At 70.1% G+C, this 20,940-nt stretch carries 22 protein-coding genes and 1 pseudogene; 11 read left to right on the top strand and 12 right to left on the bottom strand.

What is annotated here, in order from left to right; translation table 11 throughout:
• Nucleotides 1-19: 19 nt before the first annotated feature.
• The gene (locus OV207_RS27635; protein WP_193428869.1) at nt 20-760 is read right to left on the bottom strand and encodes an SDR family oxidoreductase; all 741 of its coding nucleotides are present in this window, start codon (nt 758-760) and stop codon (nt 20-22) included.
• A 155-nt stretch (nt 761-915) separates the two neighbouring features.
• Between OV207_RS27635 and OV207_RS27640 the strand changes: the two genes are divergently transcribed.
• Together OV207_RS27640 and OV207_RS27645 are read left to right on the top strand one after the other, a co-directional pair.
• On the top strand, nt 916-1,842 hold the full coding sequence (locus OV207_RS27640) for an AraC family transcriptional regulator (RefSeq protein WP_267558048.1): 927 nt from the start codon (nt 916-918) through the stop codon (nt 1,840-1,842).
• A gap of 186 nt (nt 1,843-2,028) precedes the next feature.
• Complete coding sequence (locus OV207_RS27645; RefSeq protein ID WP_267558049.1) at nt 2,029-2,745, top strand: hypothetical protein; 717 nt, start codon at nt 2,029-2,031, stop codon at nt 2,743-2,745.
• A 27-nt stretch (nt 2,746-2,772) separates the two neighbouring features.
• Here the strand turns inward: OV207_RS27645 and OV207_RS27650 are convergent, their stop codons facing one another.
• The 5 genes from OV207_RS27650 to OV207_RS27670 form a co-directional block, all read right to left on the bottom strand.
• Nucleotides 2,773-3,786 carry an IS630 family transposase gene (locus OV207_RS27650; RefSeq protein WP_267558050.1) on the bottom strand — a complete coding sequence of 338 codons (1,014 nt, stop codon included), beginning with the start codon at nt 3,784-3,786 and terminating at the stop codon, nt 2,773-2,775.
• Between the two features lie 174 nt (nt 3,787-3,960).
• The gene (locus OV207_RS27655) at nt 3,961-4,581 is read right to left on the bottom strand and encodes a hypothetical protein (RefSeq protein WP_267558051.1); all 621 of its coding nucleotides are present in this window, start codon (nt 4,579-4,581) and stop codon (nt 3,961-3,963) included.
• A gap of 51 nt (nt 4,582-4,632) precedes the next feature.
• A complete protein-coding gene (locus tag OV207_RS27660; protein WP_267558052.1) occupies nt 4,633-5,235 on the bottom strand; it encodes a hypothetical protein in 603 nt (200 codons plus the stop codon).
• 91 nt (nt 5,236-5,326) lie between these two features.
• On the bottom strand, nt 5,327-5,593 hold the full coding sequence (locus OV207_RS27665; RefSeq protein ID WP_267558053.1) for a hypothetical protein: 267 nt from the start codon (nt 5,591-5,593) through the stop codon (nt 5,327-5,329).
• Nucleotides 5,590-6,141, bottom strand: coding sequence for a PAS domain-containing protein (locus OV207_RS27670; RefSeq protein ID WP_267558054.1), 552 nt, complete (start codon nt 6,139-6,141; stop codon nt 5,590-5,592). The genes OV207_RS27665 and OV207_RS27670 overlap by 4 nt, the downstream gene beginning before the upstream one ends.
• Before the next feature lie 187 nt (nt 6,142-6,328).
• On the opposite strand from OV207_RS27670, the gene OV207_RS27675 reads away from it, so the two are divergent.
• The 3 genes from OV207_RS27675 to OV207_RS27685 all read left to right on the top strand — a co-directional run bounded on the left by OV207_RS27675 (nt 6,329) and on the right by OV207_RS27685 (nt 9,443).
• On the top strand, nt 6,329-7,891 hold the full coding sequence (locus OV207_RS27675) for a hypothetical protein (RefSeq protein WP_267558055.1): 1,563 nt from the start codon (nt 6,329-6,331) through the stop codon (nt 7,889-7,891).
• Nucleotides 7,892-7,947: 56 nt separating this feature from the next.
• The gene (locus tag OV207_RS27680; RefSeq protein ID WP_267558056.1) at nt 7,948-8,706 is read left to right on the top strand and encodes a DUF1338 domain-containing protein; all 759 of its coding nucleotides are present in this window, start codon (nt 7,948-7,950) and stop codon (nt 8,704-8,706) included.
• A 185-nt stretch (nt 8,707-8,891) separates the two neighbouring features.
• Entirely contained in the window at nt 8,892-9,443 is a 552-nt protein-coding gene (locus OV207_RS27685) for a hypothetical protein (protein ID WP_267558057.1), read from the top strand.
• Between the two features lie 51 nt (nt 9,444-9,494).
• Here OV207_RS27685 and OV207_RS27690 read toward each other — a convergent pair whose 3' ends face one another.
• Nucleotides 9,495-10,085, bottom strand: coding sequence for a DUF938 domain-containing protein (locus tag OV207_RS27690; protein ID WP_267558058.1), 591 nt, complete (start codon nt 10,083-10,085; stop codon nt 9,495-9,497).
• A gap of 284 nt (nt 10,086-10,369) precedes the next feature.
• Here OV207_RS27690 and OV207_RS27695 point away from each other — a divergent pair, with 284 nt between their 5' ends.
• A complete protein-coding gene (locus OV207_RS27695) occupies nt 10,370-12,034 on the top strand; it encodes a cell wall anchor protein (protein ID WP_267558059.1) in 1,665 nt (554 codons plus the stop codon).
• A gap of 131 nt (nt 12,035-12,165) precedes the next feature.
• On the opposite strand, the gene OV207_RS27700 is transcribed toward OV207_RS27695, so the two are convergent.
• Together OV207_RS27700 and OV207_RS27705 are read right to left on the bottom strand one after the other, a co-directional pair.
• The gene (locus OV207_RS27700; RefSeq protein ID WP_267558061.1) at nt 12,166-12,921 is read right to left on the bottom strand and encodes a DUF5953 family protein; all 756 of its coding nucleotides are present in this window, start codon (nt 12,919-12,921) and stop codon (nt 12,166-12,168) included.
• The gene (locus OV207_RS27705; protein ID WP_324291570.1) at nt 12,918-13,655 is read right to left on the bottom strand and encodes a DUF6310 domain-containing protein; all 738 of its coding nucleotides are present in this window, start codon (nt 13,653-13,655) and stop codon (nt 12,918-12,920) included. Before OV207_RS27705 ends, OV207_RS27700 begins: the two co-directional genes overlap by 4 nt.
• A gap of 464 nt (nt 13,656-14,119) precedes the next feature.
• On the opposite strand from OV207_RS27705, the gene OV207_RS27710 reads away from it, so the two are divergent.
• The 3 genes from OV207_RS27710 to OV207_RS27720 all read left to right on the top strand — a co-directional run bounded on the left by OV207_RS27710 (nt 14,120) and on the right by OV207_RS27720 (nt 17,014).
• The gene (locus OV207_RS27710; protein ID WP_267558063.1) at nt 14,120-15,421 is read left to right on the top strand and encodes a metal-dependent hydrolase family protein; all 1,302 of its coding nucleotides are present in this window, start codon (nt 14,120-14,122) and stop codon (nt 15,419-15,421) included.
• A gap of 104 nt (nt 15,422-15,525) precedes the next feature.
• Nucleotides 15,526-16,491: a hypothetical protein gene (locus OV207_RS27715; RefSeq protein WP_267558064.1), complete on the top strand. Its 966-nt coding sequence runs from the start codon at nt 15,526-15,528 to the stop codon at nt 16,489-16,491.
• Between the two features lie 85 nt (nt 16,492-16,576).
• Nucleotides 16,577-17,014, top strand: a complete 438-nt coding sequence (locus OV207_RS27720) for a nuclear transport factor 2 family protein (RefSeq protein WP_267558066.1) — start codon at nt 16,577-16,579, stop codon at nt 17,012-17,014.
• Between the two features lie 282 nt (nt 17,015-17,296).
• Here the strand turns inward: OV207_RS27720 and OV207_RS27725 are convergent.
• The 3 genes and pseudogenes from OV207_RS27725 to OV207_RS27735 form a co-directional block, all read right to left on the bottom strand.
• Nucleotides 17,297-17,902, bottom strand: a pseudogene (locus OV207_RS27725) (PLP-dependent aminotransferase family protein); the annotation flags it as partial.
• Between the two features lie 163 nt (nt 17,903-18,065).
• The gene (locus OV207_RS27730) at nt 18,066-18,887 is read right to left on the bottom strand and encodes a hypothetical protein (protein ID WP_267558067.1); all 822 of its coding nucleotides are present in this window, start codon (nt 18,885-18,887) and stop codon (nt 18,066-18,068) included.
• Between the two features lie 11 nt (nt 18,888-18,898).
• Nucleotides 18,899-19,048: a hypothetical protein gene (locus OV207_RS27735; protein ID WP_267558068.1), complete on the bottom strand. Its 150-nt coding sequence runs from the start codon at nt 19,046-19,048 to the stop codon at nt 18,899-18,901.
• A gap of 209 nt (nt 19,049-19,257) precedes the next feature.
• Between OV207_RS27735 and OV207_RS27740 the strand changes: the two genes are divergently transcribed.
• Together OV207_RS27740 and sthA are read left to right on the top strand one after the other, a co-directional pair.
• Nucleotides 19,258-19,386 (top strand): hypothetical protein, encoded by a 129-nt coding sequence (locus OV207_RS27740; protein ID WP_267558069.1) that lies wholly within the window; start codon nt 19,258-19,260, stop codon nt 19,384-19,386.
• A 71-nt stretch (nt 19,387-19,457) separates the two neighbouring features.
• Nucleotides 19,458-20,855 carry a Si-specific NAD(P)(+) transhydrogenase gene (sthA, locus tag OV207_RS27745; protein ID WP_193428891.1) on the top strand — a complete coding sequence of 466 codons (1,398 nt, stop codon included), beginning with the start codon at nt 19,458-19,460 and terminating at the stop codon, nt 20,853-20,855.
• Nucleotides 20,856-20,940 lie beyond the last annotated feature (85 nt).

Here is a 20,940-nt window from a genome sequence, read left to right on the forward strand (position 1 = left end):
AGGGCCCTCCTGGCGTTCATCAGTACAGGCTCGCGGTGGGGCGGATGATGATTTCACTCACGTCCACGTCCGCGGGCTGGGCGATGGCGTAGGCGATGGACCGGGCGACGGCCTCCGCCGGGATCGCGCCCTTGCGGAACTCGCGCATCACCTCGCGGGCGTTCGGATCGGAGATGCTCTCCGCCAGCTCCGACGTCGTGACGCCCGGGGAGATCACCGTCACGCGGATGTCCGCGCCCACCTCCTGGCGCAGGCCCTCGGAGATGGCCATCACCGCGTACTTCGTGGCGCAGTAGACGGCCGCCGTCGGGCTCACCGCGTGCCCGCCAATGGACGACAGGTTGATGAACTGGCCCGCTTTCTGCCGCTTCATCACCGGCAGCCCCGCCGCGATGCCGTGCAGCACGCCCCGGATGTTCACGTCAATCATCCGGTCCCACTCGTCCACCTTCAGCATCTCCAGCAGCGACAGCGGCATCACGCCCGCGTTGTTGATGAGCACGTCCAGCCGCCCGAACTCCTTCAGCGTGAAGTCCACGAAGCCCTGCACGTCCTCGCGCTTCGTCACGTCCAGCGCCCGCACCCGCGCTTCGCCGCCCTTCGCCTTCAGCTCGGAGGCCAGCACCTCCAGCCGGTCCACCCGCCGCGCCCCCAGCACCACCTTCGCGCCCTGCTGGGCGAGCAGGCGGGCCGTCGCCTCGCCAATCCCGCTGCTCGCTCCCGTGATGGCCACCACCTTGCCCTGGATGTTCGTCGTCATGTGCCTGTCCTCGCGTGTGGGCCGGCGCGGAAGGCGCGCCGGCGACATGCACACCCTCTCAAGAGAGGTCCAGGGGGCGGTATCCGGATGCTCCCGGACTCTTGCCCATTCCTGCACGGGCGCCCCCGCCCCTTCGGGATTAAGACAGGCCCCGCATGACGACCGCACGTCCCGCCTCCCCCCTGAACCCGCACCTGTCCGCGCTGTCCACGCTGCTCAAGCGCCACGCGCCCACGGACGGCATCCACGCCACCGCCATTCCCCGGCTGGTCCTCATCCGCGCCTCGCGGCCCACCACGCCGCTGCATGTGCTGCATGAGCCGGCGCTGTGCATCGTGGCGCAGGGCCGCAAGCAGGTGCTGCTGGGCGACGAGTCGTATGTCTATGGCCCGGACCAGTGCCTGGTCGCGTCGGTGGACCTGCCTGTCACGGGGCAGGTCATCGAGGCCTCCCCCGCCATGCCCTACCTCTGCTTCCGGCTGGACCTGGAGCCCGGCCAGCTGGGCGCGTTGATGATGGAGGCCCAGCTGGAAGCGCCTGCGTCGCGTGGCATGGGGCGGGGACTGGCGCTGGGCCCGGTGGACCCTGCGCTGCTGGATGCGACGGCGCGCCTCGTGCGGCTCCTGGACACGCCGCGCGACATCCCCGTGCTGGCGCCGCTCGTCATCCGGGAGATCCTCTACCGCCTGCTGTCCGCGGAGAACTCCGCGCGGCTGCGGCAGATCGCCATGGCCGACAGCCGCCAGGAGTCTGTCACCCGCGCCATCCACTGGCTCAAGGCGCACTACGCCGCCCCCCTGCGCATTGAACGGCTGGCGCGCGCCGTCCACATGAGCCCGTCCGCGCTGCACCACCACTTCAAGTCCGTCACGGCGATGAGCCCGTTGCAGTACCAGAAGCAGCTGCGGCTCCAGGAGGCCCGCCGCCTGATGCTCGCGCAGGCGATGGACGCGGCGATGGCCGGGCACTCGGTGGGCTACGAGAGCCCTTCGCAGTTCAGCCGTGAATACAGCCGGATGTTCGGGGCGCCTCCCTCCCGCGACATCGCGCGGCTCCGCCAGTCGCTGGGCGCCACGCAGTAGCCCGAAGGCGCACCGCCCCCGGGGATGCCCTCTCCGTCCTCGCAATGACAGTCATGGCCCGGCTCCCAGGCACGGCGGCCCCGGGGTCCCATGGACACCCTGGCGCCCCATCCACAGCTTGAGCCCTCCCCCATGCCCCTGGCTCCACGAAGCCGAGCAGGGGTGCGCGCCCGGGAGGAGGGCTGAATGTCGCCGGATGAAGACGTGAAGCAGGGACTGAAGCGCACGGCCCTGTTGCGCACGGCACAGGAGCTGGAGCACCTGGCCCACGCAGCCCCGGCGGGGGGCGCCGTGCAGTTCCTCCAGGGTCCCCTCGCGCGGATCGCCGGAGCGCTGGACGCGGTGGCCCCTTCCGCCTTGCGCAAGCGCATGAGCGGAGCCCTCCAGAGCCTGAAGGGGGCCAAGACCGCGCTCTTCGTGGACAGGTTGTGCGAGCGGCTCTCCTTCGAGAAGACCAGCTCGCGGCTCTACGCGAGCCTCCTCCTCAAGACCCACGCGCTGGGCACCTACACGGGGGGCCCCTCTTCGGCGCGGCTCCTGGAGCTCCACAACCAGGAGCTGGAGCACCAGGCCCTGGTGCGCGAGGGCCTCTTGCGATTCGGAGTCCCGACCTCCCTGCGGACACCCTCCGGCGACGTCGCGGATTCACAGTCACAGGCGCTCATCCAGGCCGTGGATGCTCCGGGCACCTCGCTCCTGGAGGCACTGCGCGCGACGCTCGTCTCGGAGCTCATCAACAACGCCGGCTGGGCGGTGCTCGTCGACCTGGCCGCGGAGCTGGGGCCGTCCGACCTGGAGCAGTCCTTCCGCGAGGTCCTGCTCGCGGAGTCGCGGCACCTGACGGAGGTCACCGTCTGGGTCACGAACGGGACGTACACGGACGAAGCCTCCGCCCTCCGCTAAACGACAGATCGTGATTCTCGATGGGTTTCAGGCTGCGCGTCGTGCGGTGACGGCGCGCAGCACAGGGCTGGGCGTCGCCTGAGCGTTTCGCGCCTCCAGGTAGATGCCCACCTCGCCCATCAAGGCCTCCATGCTCTTGCACCGATGGTTGCGGGTGACGTTGGCGTGGACGTCCCACCACACGCGCTCAATCCGGTTTCCCTCGGGGCAGTACGGTGGCAGGAAGTGCAGCACGACGCGCCCGTCCAGCGCCGCCAGCGCCTTCTGTGTCACCTTGCTGGAGTGGGTGGCGGCGTTGTCCAGAATGAAGTGCAGGCGCTTCGCCTTGGGATAGGCCGCCGTCACCGCTCGCACCAGGTCGATGAAGAGCGCACTCGTCTTACTCTGCCCCTTCACCCACGTCAGTCTGCCAGTGCGCGCATCCAGGGCTCCGGCCACGTACTGCTTGCGGTTATTGCCCGGCGTCACCACCTCTCGCCGCTGCCCGGGCAGCATCCAATCGGGCCCGATTTTGGGGTTGAGGTGCACGTCCATCTCGTCCTCATAGAGAACGGGCTCCTTGGGCCGGGCATAGGTGGCCCGGCACTTCAATTGCCACAGGCGTTGACGCCGCCGCCGCGCGGGCCAGGGGCAGCGCACCACGGGCCGAGGCCGCTTGCGACGTGCGCCCACCGAGGCCAGCGCGCGTCCCATCGTCGCGGGCGACACCCGCACCCGGCCGCGACGCTCCACCTCGCGCGCCAGCAACTCGCGTGTCCACGTCGTGCGCCGCCAGCCGGACTGCTGCGGCGTCCCCGCCAGCACCCGGCACAAGGTTTCGCGGAACCGCACGTCCACCTTGCGCTGGCCGTTGAAGGCCCGGCCATCCCGCAGTCCCTCACGGCCACGCTCCTGGTAGCGCAGCACGGCGGACACCACAGTGGAGGTGGCACATAGCAGCTCCCGCGCTGCCTGGGCTCGCGACTGGCCCGCGGCCACCTTGGCCACCGCCAGGCACCGCCGCAGGGTGAGCGGGCAGCCAGTCTTCTCGCCCCACCGCATCAGGCGCCTGCGGTCACGACAGCACAGGCGCAGCTGTTGCCCTCCCTGAGGCAGGGCTCGCTTCTTCCTCCGGTTCTTGCGCACACAAGGCCGAACGGAGCGAGTCCCTGCCCCTTCCTCACGTTGCTCGCGCCAGCCTACTCTCCAGGCCGATCGGGAATCGTGCTCCGTCGTTTAGGGCACGGGGCGCCGGAGGGCGACCTTCGCGCGCACGGCTTCGATGAAGGCTGGCTTGTCCGCGCTCCCTCGCACGCGCTGGAAGTCCAGGCCCAGGTTCCCGGCGACCGCGCGCAGGTGCTCCAGACAGGGCTCGCCGTCGGGGGGCGCACCTTGCACGAACACCGGATGGCAGCGCGAGCAGTAGTTGACCACCCAGACGCGCTCGTCCGGCGGAATCTCCAGGGAGGCGGAGCTGCCGTCGCTCGCGCCGTCCACGGAGGGCTCGATGCGCCAGATGCCGGTGGCGTCACCGGCGCCCATCAGGACGTCCCGGTAGTTGAGGCTGGGGACGAACTCCCAGTCGCCCCAGTCGTAGCCAAACGGCCGCGTCTCGGTGCGACGGGCGCGGCCCCGCGCCTGTTCGAAGTCACGGGCGGTCGTGGGGGCGTCCCCGGCGGCGAAGAAGAACAGGTCCAGCACGGCATGGTCGTCGCCCATGCCCTCCTCCTCGCACTCCTGCCCCGCCTGCTCGCCACACTCGTACGTCGTCGGTGGACCACAGACACTGCACTGGTAGTCATGGACGCCCATGACGGGAGCATACGCGCGGCCCGTCACGGCGACGACGGGCCGCACGGGGACGGGCTGCGTTTGCGAAGGGCGGACGTTCGAGGGTCCCCCCACCGCTCAGTCGTCATCGTCGTCCCTGCCGCCGCCGCCCCCCCCGCCCCCTCCATCCGCGTCGTCAGTGATGTCGGTCAGCCCGTACTCCGGGACGTTGAAGGTGCACGTCAGCTCACCGCCGTCCTTGTAGCGATAGACGAAGTGGCCTTCAGCGTGGTCCAGGGCGATGCGGTCCAGCGTCACCGACCCCTCCACCGGAACCCCGGGCGCGGCGAGGTAGCCCTCGGCATCGCCCATGTTCCCCTTCCACTTCAGCACCAGCGACGTCTCCTCGGGGTCCAGCCGGTCCTCCCGGGGAAGCAGCTTCACGGTCTTCGAGCCGCCCTCCTGGATCTTGACGTCCTTCACCAGCTTGATGTCCACGCCGAAGTCCTGGAGGCCCTCGACGCCGTCCGGCGTGTAGGACAGCTCAATCGCCGTGCTCCGCGTCCCATCCTCCATGAAGTCGATGCGCGACAGGACGGCGTTGCTGGAGATGGGCCAGTTCACGCTCTGGCCCAGGTGGGTGCCCTTGCATTCCCCTGACGCCACGGGGGACTCACAGGCGGAGTTGAGCAGGGCACAGGCGAGCAACGGAAGCGCGGTACGCGACAGGAAACGGGTCATGTCCCCATCCTAGACGCGGAGTCCCCTACCTCCGCCAGGGGGCCTGGGGCCGCTACCCTGGCAATGCCAGTCATCGCGCCTCAAAGGGGTGTCAGCGAGGGCCCGACCGGGACACGCTGTCGCCGTTCGCGCCGTGCATCACGGCGTGCACGCTGAGCAGGCCCCCCACGGCGCCCGCGAAGCCGCCGGTGGTGATGAGGACCTGCGCGAAGCGGTGCAGCTCATCCGCGCTGGAGATGTGGACGAGGCCCGTGGCGCGCAGGGCCTCCTCCAGGACGAGGGCCCCCCGGGCGGGCCCCAGCACGGAGTTCAGCTTCGCGACCGCGATGCCATGCCAGTCTTTGGATTGGGGGCTCATCGCGAGGAGAACTTCGCTTCGAGCTCCGCGACCCGCTGCTCCGCGGCGAGCTTCTCCGCGCGCAGGCGCACCAGCGCGGTCTCGGTCTGCCGCGCCTGCTTCGCCACCTCCGCGAGGAGCGCCTCGGTGCGCCGCTGCGACTCACGCTGCTCGTGGATGTTCGTGTTGGTGCCCAACCACTGGAGGATGTGGCCGCTCGCGTCCCGTTCGGGCACCGCCCGCGCCAGATACCAGGCGTACTGCCCATCCGCCAGCCGGAGCCGGAACTCGACCTCGTAGCCTTCGCCCGTGCGCAGCGCGGTCGTCCAGCGCTCGATGGCCAGGGGCCGGTCCTCCGGGTGCAGGATGTTGAGCCAGCCCTCGGAGAGCAGGGTTTGCAGCGGCACGCCGAACTCGATGACCGCCCGGGGGCTCACGTAGTCCAGCAGGCCGTCAGGCTTCGCCGTCCACACCTGCACCGGGATGGTCTCCGCCAGGAAGCGGAAGCGCGCATCGCTGGCCCCCAGAGAGGTGACGGCAGGACTCGGATGAGGGGGAGTGGGGGGCACTCGGAGCAGCTCACTTCGATAGACAGTGGGGATTCCCACTGTACGTGGACGGCCACGAAACACCACCGTCTCCCCTCCAGCGGAGATCGTCTGGGCTCATAGCAACGACAGGGATTGGCGCCAGCGTGACGAGCGGTGGGCCGGGACTCGCACGACCCGTTCCTGCGCCTGCGTCCGTATGAGGTCCATGCGAGCCACGACCTCCCGCCGTACCCGCCTCCTGCTGGGCCTCCTGGGAGGGCTGGCGACCTCCGCCTGCCATGAGGCGGAGGACCTGCCGCCTCCCTGCGAGGGCGTGGGCTGCTGGGTTCCCGGCCAGGGGCTCGCGCGCGCGTTCGAGCACGGGGGCGCGTCATCCCGCCAGGAGCCGCGCGCGAACTTCGGGGGACTCAAGGTACGGAAGTCCTCCGGACGCACGACCGTGCTGGAGGCGAAGCGGGACGCGGAGGGTGGCGCCCGCCGTCGGCTCGCGGTGCGGACGCTGGACGGCGCGCTGCTCTGGCGCGTCGACGAAGCCGTGGGGGAGCACTTCAGCGACTTCACCGTCCACCCGTCCGGAGAGACGACGCTGGGCGTCGAGCGCACCGACGTGGAGGCGGGCGCGTTCGAACTGGTGCGTCTGTCCACCGGAGGGCAGGTGATGTCGCGGCAGCCGCTGCCCACGCCCGCGACGGTGCCGGCATCCGACCTGGGAGGAGAGCTGCTCCCCTCCCCCTTCCGCATGAAGTCGTCGTGGCTCCACGCCCTCACCGACGGCTGGCTTCGCACGGAACCACGCGGCGAGGACCTGGCCGTGGCCTTCCTGTCGCGGGTGGCCCGCGCGGAGGGTGCCGTCGAAACGCAGCACCTGGCGACAGGGCTCATGACGCTCCAGTGGGAGGACGGCCGCTACCGCGAGCAGTGGACGCGCGTCGTCGACGGGCGCCACTCCACGCAGCCCGCGGCCTGGGCCTACGACGAGTTTCGCTGGCGCGAGGCGCCGCTGCGTCCACTGCTGGGGGTGGACGGCGACGGACGGCTGGTGGTGGGACGGACGTGGAACCTGTCCCGCTGTCTGGCCGCGAGCCGCACGTTCAACGAGTTCACGAGCCTGCACTGCAAGACGGGCCAAGACGTCACCTCGAACGTGGACACCGAACGCCAGCCTTTCGCCGTGACGACGTTCACCCCCGCGGGGGCCCGGCTGGGCACGCACACCTTCGTCCCCGCCAGCGCGGCGGAGTTCGTCGTCTTCGACATGGCGGTGCGCGACGGGGAGCTGGCGCTCGCGGGCACCGTGGTGACGGAGGCCGGGGACGGCACGCTGGCGTACTACCCGTCCGCGCCGGGAGCGCAGGACCGGATGACGCCGTATGACGGCTACCTGGGCGTGGTGTCGCTCGACACGGGCGCCCTGCGCTTCGAGCACCGGGTGGACACGGGGCGCGCGGACCACTTCTCCGCGCTGCGCTGGACGGACGCGGGGCTGCTCGCGGTGGGCGGCGCCGGGTGGGACCGGTGGTACGGCGGCATGAGCATCTCACGCGGCGCGGGGGCGCTGCTCTCACGGGCCTCCAGCGATGGACAGACGGTGCGCACGCGGCGGGTGGGCCCTGAAGGTGGGGACCGGCACTTCCACCTGCTGGGCGTGGACGCGGACGCGGAGGCCCTGGTGGCCGTGGGGCTCGCGGAGGCGCCGATGACGCACTCGGGGGACGGAGGCGACACGGCGGCCATGACCTTCGGCGGCTTCAACGTGGAGCTGCGCTGAGGGCCGGAAGGCGGCGGGGCGTCCAAACCAGCGGCCTCCGGCCTACACTCGCGCGCATGACGACCTCCACCTCCAATGCCTCGCGGCTGCTGGACCTGCTGTGGGAGCGCTATGCCTCCGAAGTCCCCTTCGCGCGCACCTTCGTGGCGCTGTCGGGAGGACACTTCCGCAACGACCACGTCGCGTTCCGCACGCTCGCGCGGCCGGAGGGAGGCATTGCCCTGTTCTCGCGGGTGTTCGAGCGCCTGGGCTGGCGTCCGGCGGGGACGTACACCTTCCCGGATGCGCACCTGTCCGCCATCTACCTGGCCCACCCGGACGGACTGCCGCGCGTCTTCCTCTCCGAGCTGAAGTCGGAGGAGCTGTCACCGCGTGCCCGCGAGCTGCTCGCCGCGCTCCCCGCGGACCCGGCGCCGCCGGAGGACGTGGAGGCGCTCGCGGCGTGGTTCGCGCCGCCGCCGCCGCCGGAGGAGGCCGCGCTGCTGGAATTGGAGAAGGAGACCCAGTACGGCGCGTGGCTGCTCGCGTTCGGCCGCAAGGTGAATCACTTCACCGGCGCGGTGGACGACGTGGAGGCGTGGCAGCGGCGCATGCGCGAGGCGGGCGTGCCCATGAAGGCGGACATTGAAGGGGCGCCCGGCACGTCGCTGCGGCAGACGGCCACGCACGCATCCCCCCTGCCCCTGCGGCTCCGGGACGGAGGCACGCGCGCGTGGCCCTATGCTTACTTTGAAATCGCCCAGCGCTCGGGGGGCTTCGACGGCTTCCTCGGCCCGCAGGCCCGCGCGCTGTTCGACATGACGAAGCGCGGTTGAGGTCCGAGGCCGGCCCCTCCGAGAAGCACGCCACGCCGCGCTCGTCTGTTCGCTGCGGGATGAACGCAGCCCCCCGTGGGGTGGGGCCTTCAGGCGTGGCCCTGAAGGCATCTGCTTGCGGAGCCGGAGGCCGCGTCCCCACCTTGCGCACGAAGAACTCACGACAGAGGAGGCTCACCGTGCCCATGTCCAGACTTTCGCTGGCCCTCGCCGCGTCCGCGGCGCTGTGCTTCACGGCAGGTTGTTCCAAGCAGGGGATGCACAAGTCCGAATCGACGAAGGCGACTTCCGCGTCCGCGTCCGCTGACCCGAACTGCCCCATGTCGGTGCCGGGCGCCCAGGTCCGCTCGCAGGAGACGTCGGACGGCGTGGCGCTCATCTTCACCACGTCGGATCCCTCCCAGGTCACGGACCTCCAGATGCGCGGCCGGAAGATGATGGACGCGCAGGCCCAGTACGCGCGCTCGCAGACACCCATGGACATGGCGCAGGCGGAAGACCTGGGCATCAGCCCGACGGAGGAGCAGGACGGCGCGGATGACACCGGCACTGGCGGTGGCGGCTCCAAGGGCTCGGCCGGAGCCCCCACGGTTCCGTCGCGCGCGGTGGTGCAGGACACCGCGAACGGCCTCACCGTCACCTACTCCGCCGACGACGCGATGCAGAAGCGCCAGCTCATCGACCAGGTCAACGAGACGGCCCGCCAGTTGGAGAAGGGCTCCTGCCCCGGCATGTAGCCGCGAGCAGGTCGCCGGGACGGCGCGAGGCGGCCGTCCCGGCAGGCGGTCCTACCGGACGAACACGACCGTGAGGTTGTTGCTCGGCATCTCCACCACGCGCTCCCGCGTCAGCCCGTGTCGCAGCGCCTCGGCGGTGACCGCGCCCAGCTCGCGCACGCCCCAGGCCGGGTCGCGCGCCTTGAGCGAGGCATCGAAGGCGACGTTGCTCGGCGCGGGCTCCGTGCCTTCCACGAAGTAGGGCCCGTACAGGACGAGCCGTCCCCCCGGACGCAGCACCCGTCCCGCGCCCCGCATCAGGCCCTGGCAGGCCGCCCACGGCGCGATGTGGATCATGTTCACGCACAGCATCGCGTCCGCGTGCTCCACCGGCCACGCGTCGGTGCTCGCATCCAGCAGGCGCGCGGGCAGCAGGTTGGGCGTGCCTTCCGCGGCCCGCCACGCATCGATGCTCGCCAGCGAGTCCGGGTCCCCATCCGTCGGTTGCCAGGCAAGCTCCGGGAAGGCCCGGGCGAAGAAGGCCGCGTGCTGGCCGGTGCCGCTCGCCACCTCCAACAGGACGCCGGACGAAGGCAGCACCTCCTTCAGGACGGCGAGGAGCGGTTCGCGGTTTCGCTCGGTGGCGGGGGCATGGCGCATCATGAGCGCCGGTCTTCCACACCCGTCCCCAGGTGAAAAGCCCGCACTCGCGGTTCTGCGCAACCCCACGCACGGCGCTTCGCTGGCGCCCAGGCAACCGTGCGGCATGAAACATCCGCTGCCTTCAAAGCAGCCTGTCGCGGAAGTTTGCAGTCGGGGTCCATGCGAACCAACGAACTGCGGGAATTCCGCAACAGTCTTTCGCCCTTTTCGACAACTTCCTGCGAAAGCGAGAGCGCCGTCGGCTCTCGTGGACGTCCCTGTCTCGCATCACCATCCAGGCTGGAGTGACCTTGAAGTTCTTCAATCGCAATGTCTCACGCATGTTGTGCTCGGTTTCGCTGCTCGCGGTCGCGGGCTGCGGGCCGCAGGACTCGGACACCGCGTCTCCTCCCGAGCAGTCCGAGCAGTCCGGCGTCTCCGCCGGGGTCGGCACCACGGGTCAGGCGCTGTCCACCATCGCCTACCGCAGCAGCAGCACCGCGAGCGGGACCACCCGCACGTCCCTGAGCATCACGAAGCCCGCGGGCACCGTGGCGGGTGACGTGCTGCTGGCGCGCATCATCAACCGCAACGTCGTGGCGGCGGTGGCGACGCCGCCCGCGGGCTGGACGTTCCTGCGCTCGGACCAGAGCGCGTCGCAGATCAAGGCGTGGATCTTCTACAAGGTCGCGACCGCGTCCGAGCCCACCAGCTACGCGTTCACCCTGGACCTGGCCAGCTACATGGCGGGCAGCATCTCCGCCTTCTCTGGCGTGGACCCGACGAACCCCATCGACGCGCAGACGGGCCAGAAGAACGGCACCACGGCCAGCTTCAACACGCCCGCGCTCACCACGAGCACGGCCAATGGCGTCGCGGTGTGGTTCGGCTCGCAGCTGTGGACTGGCAGCGCGTGCCCGGCGAGCCCCATCGTCCCGCCCGCGGGCTTCACGGAGCCGGTCGACACCTGCCACGTGTCCTCGTCCACCGGCATGCTCTACAACGTCGCGCACAAGGAGCTGACCGCCGCGGGGGCCCAGGGCGCGTTCAACGGCTCGTCGCCCTTCCCGAACACGAACATCGCGCAGGTCGTCGCGCTGCGCGCGGTGGGCGCGTCCGCGTCCTGCTCCGTGGGTGACACCTTCGCCACCTCGTACACGATCCAGGGCAGCGTGGCGTCCCCCGCCATCGTGGAGCCGTCCGGCCTGGCGATGAGCCGCCTCACGCCGGGCGTCCTCTACGTGCACAACGAGGACACCACCGCCATCGTCGCCATCAGCACCACGGACGCCTCCACGCTGGGCACCTTCAACGTGTCCAACGTGACGCCTGCGGACTGGGAGGACGTCGCCTCCGGCCCGTGCCCCACCGGCCAGTGCATCTACATGGGGGACATCGGCCGCTCGAGCGCGAACTTCCCGACGCCGCCGTCCACCTTCGCCGTCTACCGCATCCCGGAGCCGAACATCGGCGCGGGCACGACGAGCGGCAACCTCACCGCGACAGCCTTCCCGTTCCAGTACCCGGACTCGCCCAAGGACGCGGAGACCATCATGGTCCACCCCACCACGGGCGACATCTACATCGTCACCAAGTCCTACGCGGGCGCGAGCAAGGTCTACAAGTTCCCCCAGCCGCTGCCGGCCCCGGGGACGATGTCCACGCTCGTCTTCGTGGCGAACATCCAGCTGCCCACCAACCCGGACGACTCCAACTTCGCCGCGGCCACCTCCGGCAACATCCACCCGTGCGCCAACCGCTTCCTGCTGCGCACGTACCGCAAGGTGTATGAGTTCCGCGCCGCCCCGGGCGCCGCGTTCGAAACCGCCTTCGCCGCCACGCCCGTCTCCCTGACGGACACCGTGGAGGGCCAGGGTGAGGCCATCGAGTACGACCCCACCGGCACGGCCTATTACACGATGAGCGAGTCGGGCCCGCCCTTCCGGCTCCGACGCGTCGTGCGCCAGTAAGCGCAATCGCAGGTGTCGTTCCCAGGCCGCGTCCGGCTTTCCATGCCGGGCGCGGCCTTCGTGCATCAGGAGGCACGCGGGGATTTTCGCCCGGGAAATGGTGCATGACCTCCCAAACCCCTTGATTGGGATCAAGGCGCTGCGCGTCCGCCGATCTCTGGAAAGCGCTCATAGGCCCGCTTGAGCGCGTCCAGGTGGGCGGGGTTGTCCAGGTCGAGCGGCGCGTCGGTGAGTTGCACGACCCACCCGCCCGTCGCCGTGCGCCGTGCCCGTGACAGCAGTTCGGCGTCACGGGGCGGGTCCGGGAACCCAATGGCATGTGCGGCAGCGGCAGACCAGTAGTTCAGCCATCCAAGGCGATGCGGAATCTCAGGCGAGCGGATCTTCTCTGGCAGCTTGAGTGCTGGCAGCCCCCGGGGCGGACCCCCTGGCTTGTGGACCGGATCGCGTGTTTGCCGTGCGATCTCGACACCCGCGCCAGACGGCGTCGCATGTCCCCAAAACGCGCGAGCCCCCTCCGCCACGCCTCCAAGAACATCCGCTGCTGCCGCGATGACGACCTCGTCCAGTGGCAGCTCCGCATGGACATCAAGCAAAGGCTGCCCGCCCGGCGCTTGGCGCACGGGTGTTTGCAACCCATAGATCATCACAGGGAAACGCTCGTCACCGTTGCACACGAGGGGGAAGCCCCCATCCCTGGTCCTTTCAGCGAGCCACGTGTCACGCTGCGGCAAAGCGACGGTACGTCCGTCTTCGGAAACCTCCCAATCGAGGCGCAAGCCAGGGAGGGTCCGCTCCATCCCATGGACGACAGCGAGCGCGCGACCGTCCCTGGCGAGCAGAGCAGGCGCGTAGACGATGATGCCGAGGGAGCGTTGCGTCGTCATCGCTTGCACCCCGTGACAACGATCTCCAATTCGGGCGCCGCACGCTCCAGCGCGTCTCTGTGCGCGTCGGTGCTCACCCCAACGACGAAGCCATATCCACATGACAGCGCGATGTCGCGCTCTTCCCGCATCTTGGCCGCCTGCGCTCTGACCACCTGCCCCTGGAGAAAGGCATTGTACGTGGCAAATTGGTCGGTCTTGATCTCCCACAGCACACGCACGCCAACTTGCAGCGCATCAAAACGCTTGCCGCCAACGATCACGTCCTTGCCGGGGTAGCGGTTCGGCGGAAACGTGTCAGCGCACTCATCATGCGGAACATCTCCGCCCGCGTGAGGCACTGGAACGGGCTCGCAACTGGCGCGTCCCGTCCGGTCCACGGGCACAGGTGGCACCGGAGGCTGCCAGTCCTGTCCCGCGGGCTCTGGCTTCAGCTTGGGCTTGCGTTGCGCTTCAGCTTCCCGGGATGACACCTTCGTTCCTCGCGCGGTTCCTGCTTCCTCGGGATAGAGGTGGCGTAGCGCATACGCATCCAGCTCTTCCTTGATGGCGACGGCGACCACCACCACGCCAAGAACGATCACGGCTCCCACAACGATTTCAGGGGCCACCAGAACGCAGAGCCCGACGCCCATGGCACCAGCGCCAGCGGAAGCGACCGCGCAGCTTCCCGTGGTGTCGTGGAACTCGAGCCGGTCATGGTCGAGAGCCTGATAGCACCGCTCAACCGCCATGGGCCAAGACTGGGAAGCTTCGCGGACAACGCACTGCCCGCCGTCCGTCCAGGGCAGCGCCGCCGCTCGCTGGAGGTTGGCAAATCTCTGACTCCAAGCTCTCCGCGCGGTGGGAGGCGGTGCCGACGTAGCGCAGGCGGAGAGAAGAAGAAGGAGTCCGAGGCAAGCGCGGGAACGCATGAACACAGCTTTTCCACCAAGGCAGGGAGCTACAGAGCAGGGAGGGCCTGTCCTGGAGTATGCCAGCATGCGCTGACCGCAAGGGTGCTGAGTTCGGGACGTTGGTGAGGATCGCGGGAAGAACCCACGCGGCCTGGCGGGAGGCGTCTGGCGAGCTCACCCTGGTTCCTTCCCTGACACCCCAGGACCTGGAGTCCCGCACGAAATGAACATCCCTGCCCATCACCGCGGACACAGGGCCGAAAGGGATTGCACTTCGTCCTGACGCGGTTCACCGTCCGTCCGTGTTCTCGAACCTGCGCGCCCCGCTCCTCGCCACCGTCCTGTTCGCCGTGCTCGCCCCTGCGTCCGTCCGGGCGCAGTCGCCGGCGGCCCCGCCCCGCTCGTACCTGCTGCGTCCGGCGCGCGTCTTCGACGGCACCTCGTCCAAGCCCCACACCGGCTGGGTGGTGCTCGTCACCGGGGAGCGCATCGCCGCTGCGGGACCCGCGCAGGGCGTGAAGGCGCCGGAGGGCACGGAGGTCATCGACCTGCCCGGGACCACGCTCCTGCCGGGCCTCATCGAGGGCCACTCGCACCTGTTCCTCCACCCGTACAACGAGGCGTCGTGGAACGACCAGGTGCTCAAGGAGTCCCTGGCCCTGCGGGTGGCTCGGGCCACGAACCACGCGAAGGCGGCCCTGCTGGCGGGCTTCACCACCACCCGCGACCTGGGCACCGAGGGCGCGGGGGACGCGGACGTGGGCCTCAAGCAGGCCATCGACCAGGGCATCATCCCGGGCCCGCGCATGTTCGTCACCACGCGCGCGCTGGTCGCCACCGGCAGCTACGCGCCCAAGGACTTCGCCGCTGAATGGGCGGTGCCGCAGGGCGCGGAGGAAGCGGACGGCGTGGACGGTCTGGTGCGCGCGGTGCGCGGGCAGATGGGACGCGGCGCGGATTGGATCAAGGTCTACGGCGACTACCGGTGGGGCCCCCGTGGCGAGGAGCTGCCCACCTTCTCCCTGGAGGAGATGCGCCTCATCGTGGAGACGGCGAGGAGCGGCGGACGCCCGGTGGCGGTGCACGCCAGCACCCCGGAGGGCATGCGCCGCGCGGTGCTGGCCGGCGCGGAGAGCATCGAGCACGGCGACGGCGGCACCCCGGAGGTCTGGAAGCTGATGGCCCAGCGGGGCGTATTCCTGTGCCCCACGCTCGCGGCGAGCGACGCGCAGCTCCAGTACCGGGGCTGGAAGCGCGGCGTGGACCCGGAGCCGGAGTCACTGAAGAAGAAGCACGCGGGCCTCAAGGCCGCGCTCGCGGCGGGTGTGCCCCTGTGCATGGGCGGGGATTCGGGCGTGTATGCGCACGGCGACAACGCGCGGGAAATGGAGCTGCTGGTGGCCCTGGGCGTGACGCCCGCGCAGGCGCTCCAGGCCGCCACCTCCGGCAACGCGCGCATGCTGCACCGGGAGGACCGCCTCGGGCAGGTGAAGGCGGGGTTTCTCGCGGACCTCGTCGCCGTGGAGGGCGACCCCACACAGGACATCTCCGCCGTGCGGAAGGTGCGGCTCGTCCTGAAGGGCGGCACGCCGTACCGGCGCTGACCTTCACGCAACCGTCCGGGAGCCCGCGAACAGCGACACCGTGAGGAATCCCCCCCGCAGGGTCGCCATGTCCCAGTCCACCGGGTTCCGGTGTCTGATGAGGCATGCTCGGATACGGCTGGAAGTCGGTCACGGTGGGAATGTTCCTCCTGGGGATGGGGGCGGTGCTTCCGCCTTCGGCGCAGGCCTGCGTCGCGCCCAACTGCATGCGGGGGGTCCGCTTCCCGCTCCCACCTGACGGCGCGAGCGTGCCCACGAACCTCCCGGGGCTGGTGGTGGTCCCGCCGCTGCTGGAGAGCGTGGATCCCACCACCGTCCGGCTGCTCCTGGCGGATGGAACCCCGGTGCCAGCGACCGTCACCCCGGGCGCCCATTCAACGCAGGTCCTGGTCCCGGAAGCCCCGCTGGTCCAGGGTACGGAGTATCGCCTGGAGGCGACGGGCGTCTGCACCTTCCAGGGGTCCCAGCCCGGGGAGGAGACCTTCACCGCTGGCGCGCCCCGGCCGCTGCCCACGACGCTCGGGACGCTGACGGCGGAGACGCCGCGCCGGGGAACCTTCGTCGTCTACGGGGATTCAAACTGTGGAAACACGCAACAGGAGGGCGACTCCACCCACCTGCGCTTCACACCATCACCGGAGCTGGTGCCGTTCCTCCCCTGGGTGCACTGGACCGTTCAGGTGGACGGAGCGCCCTGGTCCTACGCGAAGCACGGCGGGGTGACCGCGACGGGTGAAGAGAACTTCGACACCCGCCTGTACGAGTACAACCGCAGGCTGCTCTTCCTCTACACGGTCTGCGAAGCGCTCCAACCCCAGTTCCCGAACACCGGCCTCGCGCCCGGCCGCCACCGGGCCACGCTCCAGGGGACGCTGGAGCACGCCAACCTCACGCTGCCGCCACTGGAGGTGGACTTCGAGCTGTCGTGCGACCCGAAGCCGGTGGAGCCGAAGCCGGTGGAGCCCGGGAGCCCGTCGTCCGGTGGAGGCTGTACCCAGGCCGGAGGAGGCCTGACGGCGCTGGGCCTCCTCGCCACGCTCCGGCTCTGGCAGCGCCGCGCCAGGGATTGAGGCCAGGAGACACCCGCACGGGCCCGCTTGGACGACCGCCGGACGGATGTGCTTCTGTCCTCCCGACATGAACTTCCAGACGACCGTGACCACCGTCCTCGCCGTCGCCCTGGGCGCCACCGCGGAAGCACGCGACCCCGCGCAGGACGAACGCGACCTGCTCAAGGTCGAAGCGGCCCTCTGCCGTGCCTTCGAGACCGGCGACGCCGACACCCTCCGCAAGAGCCTGGACAAGCACTTCACGCTCACCGACTCGAAGGGGACGGTGACGAACCTGGACCAGAACCTCGCGGAGGTGGTGAAGCGCGACCCCGTCTACGAGGTCTTCAAGAACCACCACCAGAAGGTCCGGCTGTATGGCGACGCCGCCGTCGTCACCGGCATCACCACGCTGAAGGGCCGCTCCGGCAAGACGCAGTTCGAGGGCGACTTCCAGTTCACCGACACCTGGGTCCATCGCGAGGGCCAGTGGAAGCTCGCCGCGAGCCACGTGACCCGGCTGTCCAAGCCCGCGGCCCCCTGAGCGCCCTGCCCTACGCAGCGGAGAGGCAGGCCCCCAGGCGCCGCAGCCCCTCCGGGATGCGCGCGGTCGGCAGCGCGCCGTAGCCCAGCACCAGCCCCGGCCGTGTGCACGGGGCCCGGCGTAGTAGCGCGAGAGGGTGACGAGCCCGACGTCCGCCGCCCGCGCCACGGCCTCCCGCTCCAGCTTCAGGCCGCCCCGCTGGAAGGTCGCGCAGAGGTGCAGCCCCGCGACCGAAGGCACGACCTGGAGCCAGTCGCCGCAATGGCGCGTCAGTCCTTCCGTGATGCGCGAGTGCCGCTCCTCGTAGTCGCGCCGCAGCTTGCGGATGTGCCGCGCCAGCATCCCGCTGTCGATGAAGCGCGCGAGGGCCGCCTGTTCGACGAGCGGGCTGTGCAGGTCCATCAGGCGCCGGGCCTGACGCAGCTCCCGCTGGAGTGAAGGCGGTGCGATGAGGAATCCCAGCCGCAGCGCCGGGAGCATCACCTTCGAGAACGAGCCGACGTAGAGGATCCGGCCGGAGCGATCCAGGCCGTGCAGCGTCTCCAGGGGACGTCCGCCGAAACGGAACTCGCTGTCGTAGTCGTCCTCGACGATCACCGCGTCGCGCTGCTTCGCCCAGTCCAGGAGCGCGCCGCGCCTCGCCGGGGACAGGGGCATGCCCAGCGGGAACTGGTGCGAGGGCGTGACGTAGACGAGGCGCGCGGAGCCCGGCAGCGCCCGGACGTCGAGCCCCTCCGCATCGACGGGGACGGGCACGACATGCGCGCCCAGCGATTGGAACACCTGTCGCGCGGGCGGATAGCCCGGCTCCTCCACGGCGACGCAGTCTCCCGGTTCGATGAGCACCCGGCCCACCAGGTCGAAGGCCCGCTGCGCGCCATTCGTGATGACGAACCGGCGGTCCTGCTCATCAACGTGCGCGGCGCCATCGAATACCTGGGCCCGGACGGCGAGGTGCTCGGCCGGGTGACGTCCGCGGACCGGCTGGAGACCTACCGGCGCTGGTGCGAGGCGAACGGCGCGCCGTTCCTCGCCACCTGCGAATAGCGGCTCACGGGACGCGGATGCCGTGGCGCAGGAGCGGCGCCTTCACCTGCGCCTCCACCGTCTCGTGGGTCACCGCGACGTAGTCCTGGGACTCCATCCAGCCCAGCGCGTTCACGTGCTCCAGGAGGAAGCCCTCGCGGGTGACGCCGTCCTTCGCGCTGCTGCGAAGCTTCTCCCAGAGCGGCGCCTGCGCGTCCAACGTCCTCCGCGCGACGCGCCCCAGCCGCTCCTTCTCCGCGGGCCCCAGCTCCGGGGCAATCCAATCCAGATACAGATACCCGAGCCGCCCGTGCAGGGCCTCCTCCTGGACGAGCGTCGTGAGCACGGCGCGCGTCAGGGGATGCGACGTCGCGCGCAGGCAGCCCGACAGCAGCGCGAAGGAGAGCGTCTCCCCCACGCAGCACACCTGGACGATGAGCTCGCTGGCGCGCTGGAGGAAGGTGAGCGACGGGTCGAAGGCCACCGCGAAGGCCGCCGGCTCGTACGTCAGCCGGGTGCCCCCACCCAGGCTCATGGCCATCCGCGCGCACAGCTCCACGTGGTGGATCTCCTCCGCGGGGAACCGCGCCGCCAGGCTCCACAGGTCCAGGGGGACGCGTGCCTCGCCCAGCACCTGCACGAGCTGCCCCATGACCGTGGCGCTCCCGAACTCGTTGAACGCGCGCAGGGTCCAGGAGTGCCGGGCCCGCTCCACCAACAGCGGCGGATAGCAGGACGGGTCCATCGACGCCCAGGGATAGCGCTGGCCCAGGTCCCCCGTCGCCCGCTCGTGCAGCGTCAGCGCGGGGCCGTCCGTCAGGTCGATTTCGAAGAGCTCGGAGGCCATGGCGCGCCCCCCTACGGATTCACCAGCGTCCCGGCGTCCACCCCGGCGTCGAGGCCCGCGTCGGAGCCTCCCTGGGGGTCGCCGTTCACGCCATTGCTCGGGTCGCAGTCGTCATCATAGAAGCCGCCGTCGTAGAGGCAGGGCGCCGGGTTGATGGTCATGTAGGGATCGCACCCTGAGACCGCCAGGGCCGCCCCAGCGGCGGTCGCGGCCAGGAGCGCCCGTCCCCTGCGGCGGCGCTCCGGCGCGGCGGGTTCGGACGGCGTGGGAGATGAAGACGGTTCCTGCTTCCGGGGCAAATCGCTCATGGTTCACTCGCGCTTCGCCGGCCCGACAGCTCACGCGGAATGCTACCCGAAGTGCCCGTGACGTGGCGACCCCCTGGGGGAACATCGAGCTGTGCCGCATCACCTCTCCGTCCGCGAGCGTCTCCCACGTGATGCTCAAGGGCTACGCCGACCACTCCGGCGTGGAGCTGAAGGCCTCCTACTCGCCCTGAGGAAGCAGGCAGGCCCGGCCCCGAGTCTTCTTTCTTTCCTCGGGGCCGGGGTGGGGAAACACTCCGCCCCCATGAGTGCTCGGCAGTTCGACGTGGTGGTCCTCGGCTCCGGTCCGGGGGGTGAAGGTGCATCCATGAAGGCGGTGAAGTCCGGCCGCCGGGTGTGCTCCGTGGAGCAGAGTCCGCTCGTCGGCGGCGCGTGCACGCACACGGCCACCATCCCCTCCAAGGCGCTGCGCCACGCCATCCAGCGCCTGATGGACGTGCAGCGGGACCACCCGGAGCTGCGCTCCGAGCTGGCGCGACACACGCCGCTGGCGGACATGATGCGCGCCGCCACCTCCGTGGTGTCCAAGCAGGTGCAGCTGCGCAGCACCTTCTACGAGCGCAACCGCGTGGAGCTGGTGGTGGGCCGCGCGCGCTTCCGGGACGCGCACACGGTGGAGGTGACGGAGCCGCGCGGCTCCGTGGAGCTGATGACGGCGGGGGCCTTCGTGGTGGCCACCGGCTCCAGGCCCTACCACCCCCGGGGCGTGGACTTCCGCCACCCGCGCATCTTCGACTCGGACACCATCCTGCGGCTGCGCGAGTCCCCACCGTCGATGATCATCTACGGCGCGGGCGTCATCGGCTGCGAGTACGCCTCCATGTTCCGGATGCTCGGCGTGAAGGTGGACCTGGTGAACACGCGCGACCGGCTGCTGTCGTTCCTGGACGACGAGATCTCCGACGCCCTCTCCTACCACCTGCGCGAGCAGGGCGTGCTCATCCGCCACCAGGAGGAGATGACGAAGGTGGAGGCCCATGACCACGGCGTGGTGCTGCACCTGAAGAGCGGCAAGCGGCTCAAGGCCGACGTCTTCCTCTGGGCCAACGGGCGCTCCGGCAACAGCGAGGACCTGGGCCTGGAGGCGCTGGGCATCGCGGTGGACTCGCGCGGCTGCATCCAGGTCAACGACGCGTATCAGACGTCCGTGCCGCACATCTACGCGGTGGGGGACGTGGTGGGCGCCCCGTCCCTGGCGAGCGCGTCCTATGACCAGGGCCGCTTCGCCGCCACGCACATCGTGGAGGGCCGGCTGGAGCACAAGCTGGTGAAGGACATCCCCACCGGCATCTACACCAGCCCTGAAATCAGCAGCCTGGGCCGCACCGAGCGCGAGCTCACCCAGGCGGGCATCCCCTACGAGGTCGGCCACGCCTTCTTCAAGAGCCTGGCGCGCGCGCAGATCACCGGCCGCACCGTGGGCATGCTGAAGCTGCTCTTCCAGCGGGAGACCCGGGAGATATTGGGCATCCACTGCTTCGGGGACAACGCCTCTGAAATCATCCACATCGGCCAGGCCATCATGACGCAGGAGGGGCCGGGCAACAGCATCGACTACTTCATCAACACCACGTTCAACTACCCCACCATGGCGGAGGCCTACCGCGTCGCCGCGCTCAACGGCCTCAACCGCCTGTTCTGAAGCACGGGCAGGACGCCCCTCCCCGGAAACGACGAAGGGCACCGCGGGCGACATGGCCCACGGTGCCCCGGATGTCACAGCCGCT

It is taken from the genome of Corallococcus sp. BB11-1 (assembly GCF_026626625.1).
In the GTDB taxonomy this organism is placed as follows: domain Bacteria; phylum Myxococcota; class Myxococcia; order Myxococcales; family Myxococcaceae; genus Corallococcus; species Corallococcus soli.

Excerpts from the sequence above, each read along its gene's own strand:
- OV207_RS27635 (WP_193428869.1), bottom strand. The coding sequence starts at position 760 with ATGACGACGAACATCCAGGGCAAGGTGGTGGCCATCACGGGAGCGAGC.
- OV207_RS27640 (WP_267558048.1), top strand. The coding sequence starts at position 916 with ATGACGACCGCACGTCCCGCCTCCCCCCTGAACCCGCACCTGTCCGCG.
- OV207_RS27645 (WP_267558049.1), top strand. The coding sequence starts at position 2,029 with ATGTCGCCGGATGAAGACGTGAAGCAGGGACTGAAGCGCACGGCCCTG.
- OV207_RS27650 (WP_267558050.1), bottom strand. The coding sequence starts at position 3,786 with ATGCGGTGGGGCGAGAAGACTGGCTGCCCGCTCACCCTGCGGCGGTGC.
- OV207_RS27660 (WP_267558052.1), bottom strand. The coding sequence starts at position 5,235 with ATGACCCGTTTCCTGTCGCGTACCGCGCTTCCGTTGCTCGCCTGTGCC.
- OV207_RS27665 (WP_267558053.1), bottom strand. The coding sequence starts at position 5,593 with ATGAGCCCCCAATCCAAAGACTGGCATGGCATCGCGGTCGCGAAGCTG.
- OV207_RS27675 (WP_267558055.1), top strand. The coding sequence starts at position 6,329 with ATGCGAGCCACGACCTCCCGCCGTACCCGCCTCCTGCTGGGCCTCCTG.
- OV207_RS27680 (WP_267558056.1), top strand. The coding sequence starts at position 7,948 with ATGACGACCTCCACCTCCAATGCCTCGCGGCTGCTGGACCTGCTGTGG.
- OV207_RS27685 (WP_267558057.1), top strand. The coding sequence starts at position 8,892 with ATGTCCAGACTTTCGCTGGCCCTCGCCGCGTCCGCGGCGCTGTGCTTC.
- OV207_RS27690 (WP_267558058.1), bottom strand. The coding sequence starts at position 10,085 with ATGATGCGCCATGCCCCCGCCACCGAGCGAAACCGCGAACCGCTCCTC.
- OV207_RS27700 (WP_267558061.1), bottom strand. The coding sequence starts at position 12,921 with ATGACGACGCAACGCTCCCTCGGCATCATCGTCTACGCGCCTGCTCTG.
- OV207_RS27705 (WP_324291570.1), bottom strand. The coding sequence starts at position 13,655 with ATGGCGGTTGAGCGGTGCTATCAGGCTCTCGACCATGACCGGCTCGAG.
- OV207_RS27715 (WP_267558064.1), top strand. The coding sequence starts at position 15,526 with ATGCTCGGATACGGCTGGAAGTCGGTCACGGTGGGAATGTTCCTCCTG.
- OV207_RS27730 (WP_267558067.1), bottom strand. The coding sequence starts at position 18,887 with ATGGCCTCCGAGCTCTTCGAAATCGACCTGACGGACGGCCCCGCGCTG.
- OV207_RS27735 (WP_267558068.1), bottom strand. The coding sequence starts at position 19,048 with ATGACCATCAACCCGGCGCCCTGCCTCTACGACGGCGGCTTCTATGAT.
- sthA (WP_193428891.1), top strand. The coding sequence starts at position 19,458 with ATGAGTGCTCGGCAGTTCGACGTGGTGGTCCTCGGCTCCGGTCCGGGG.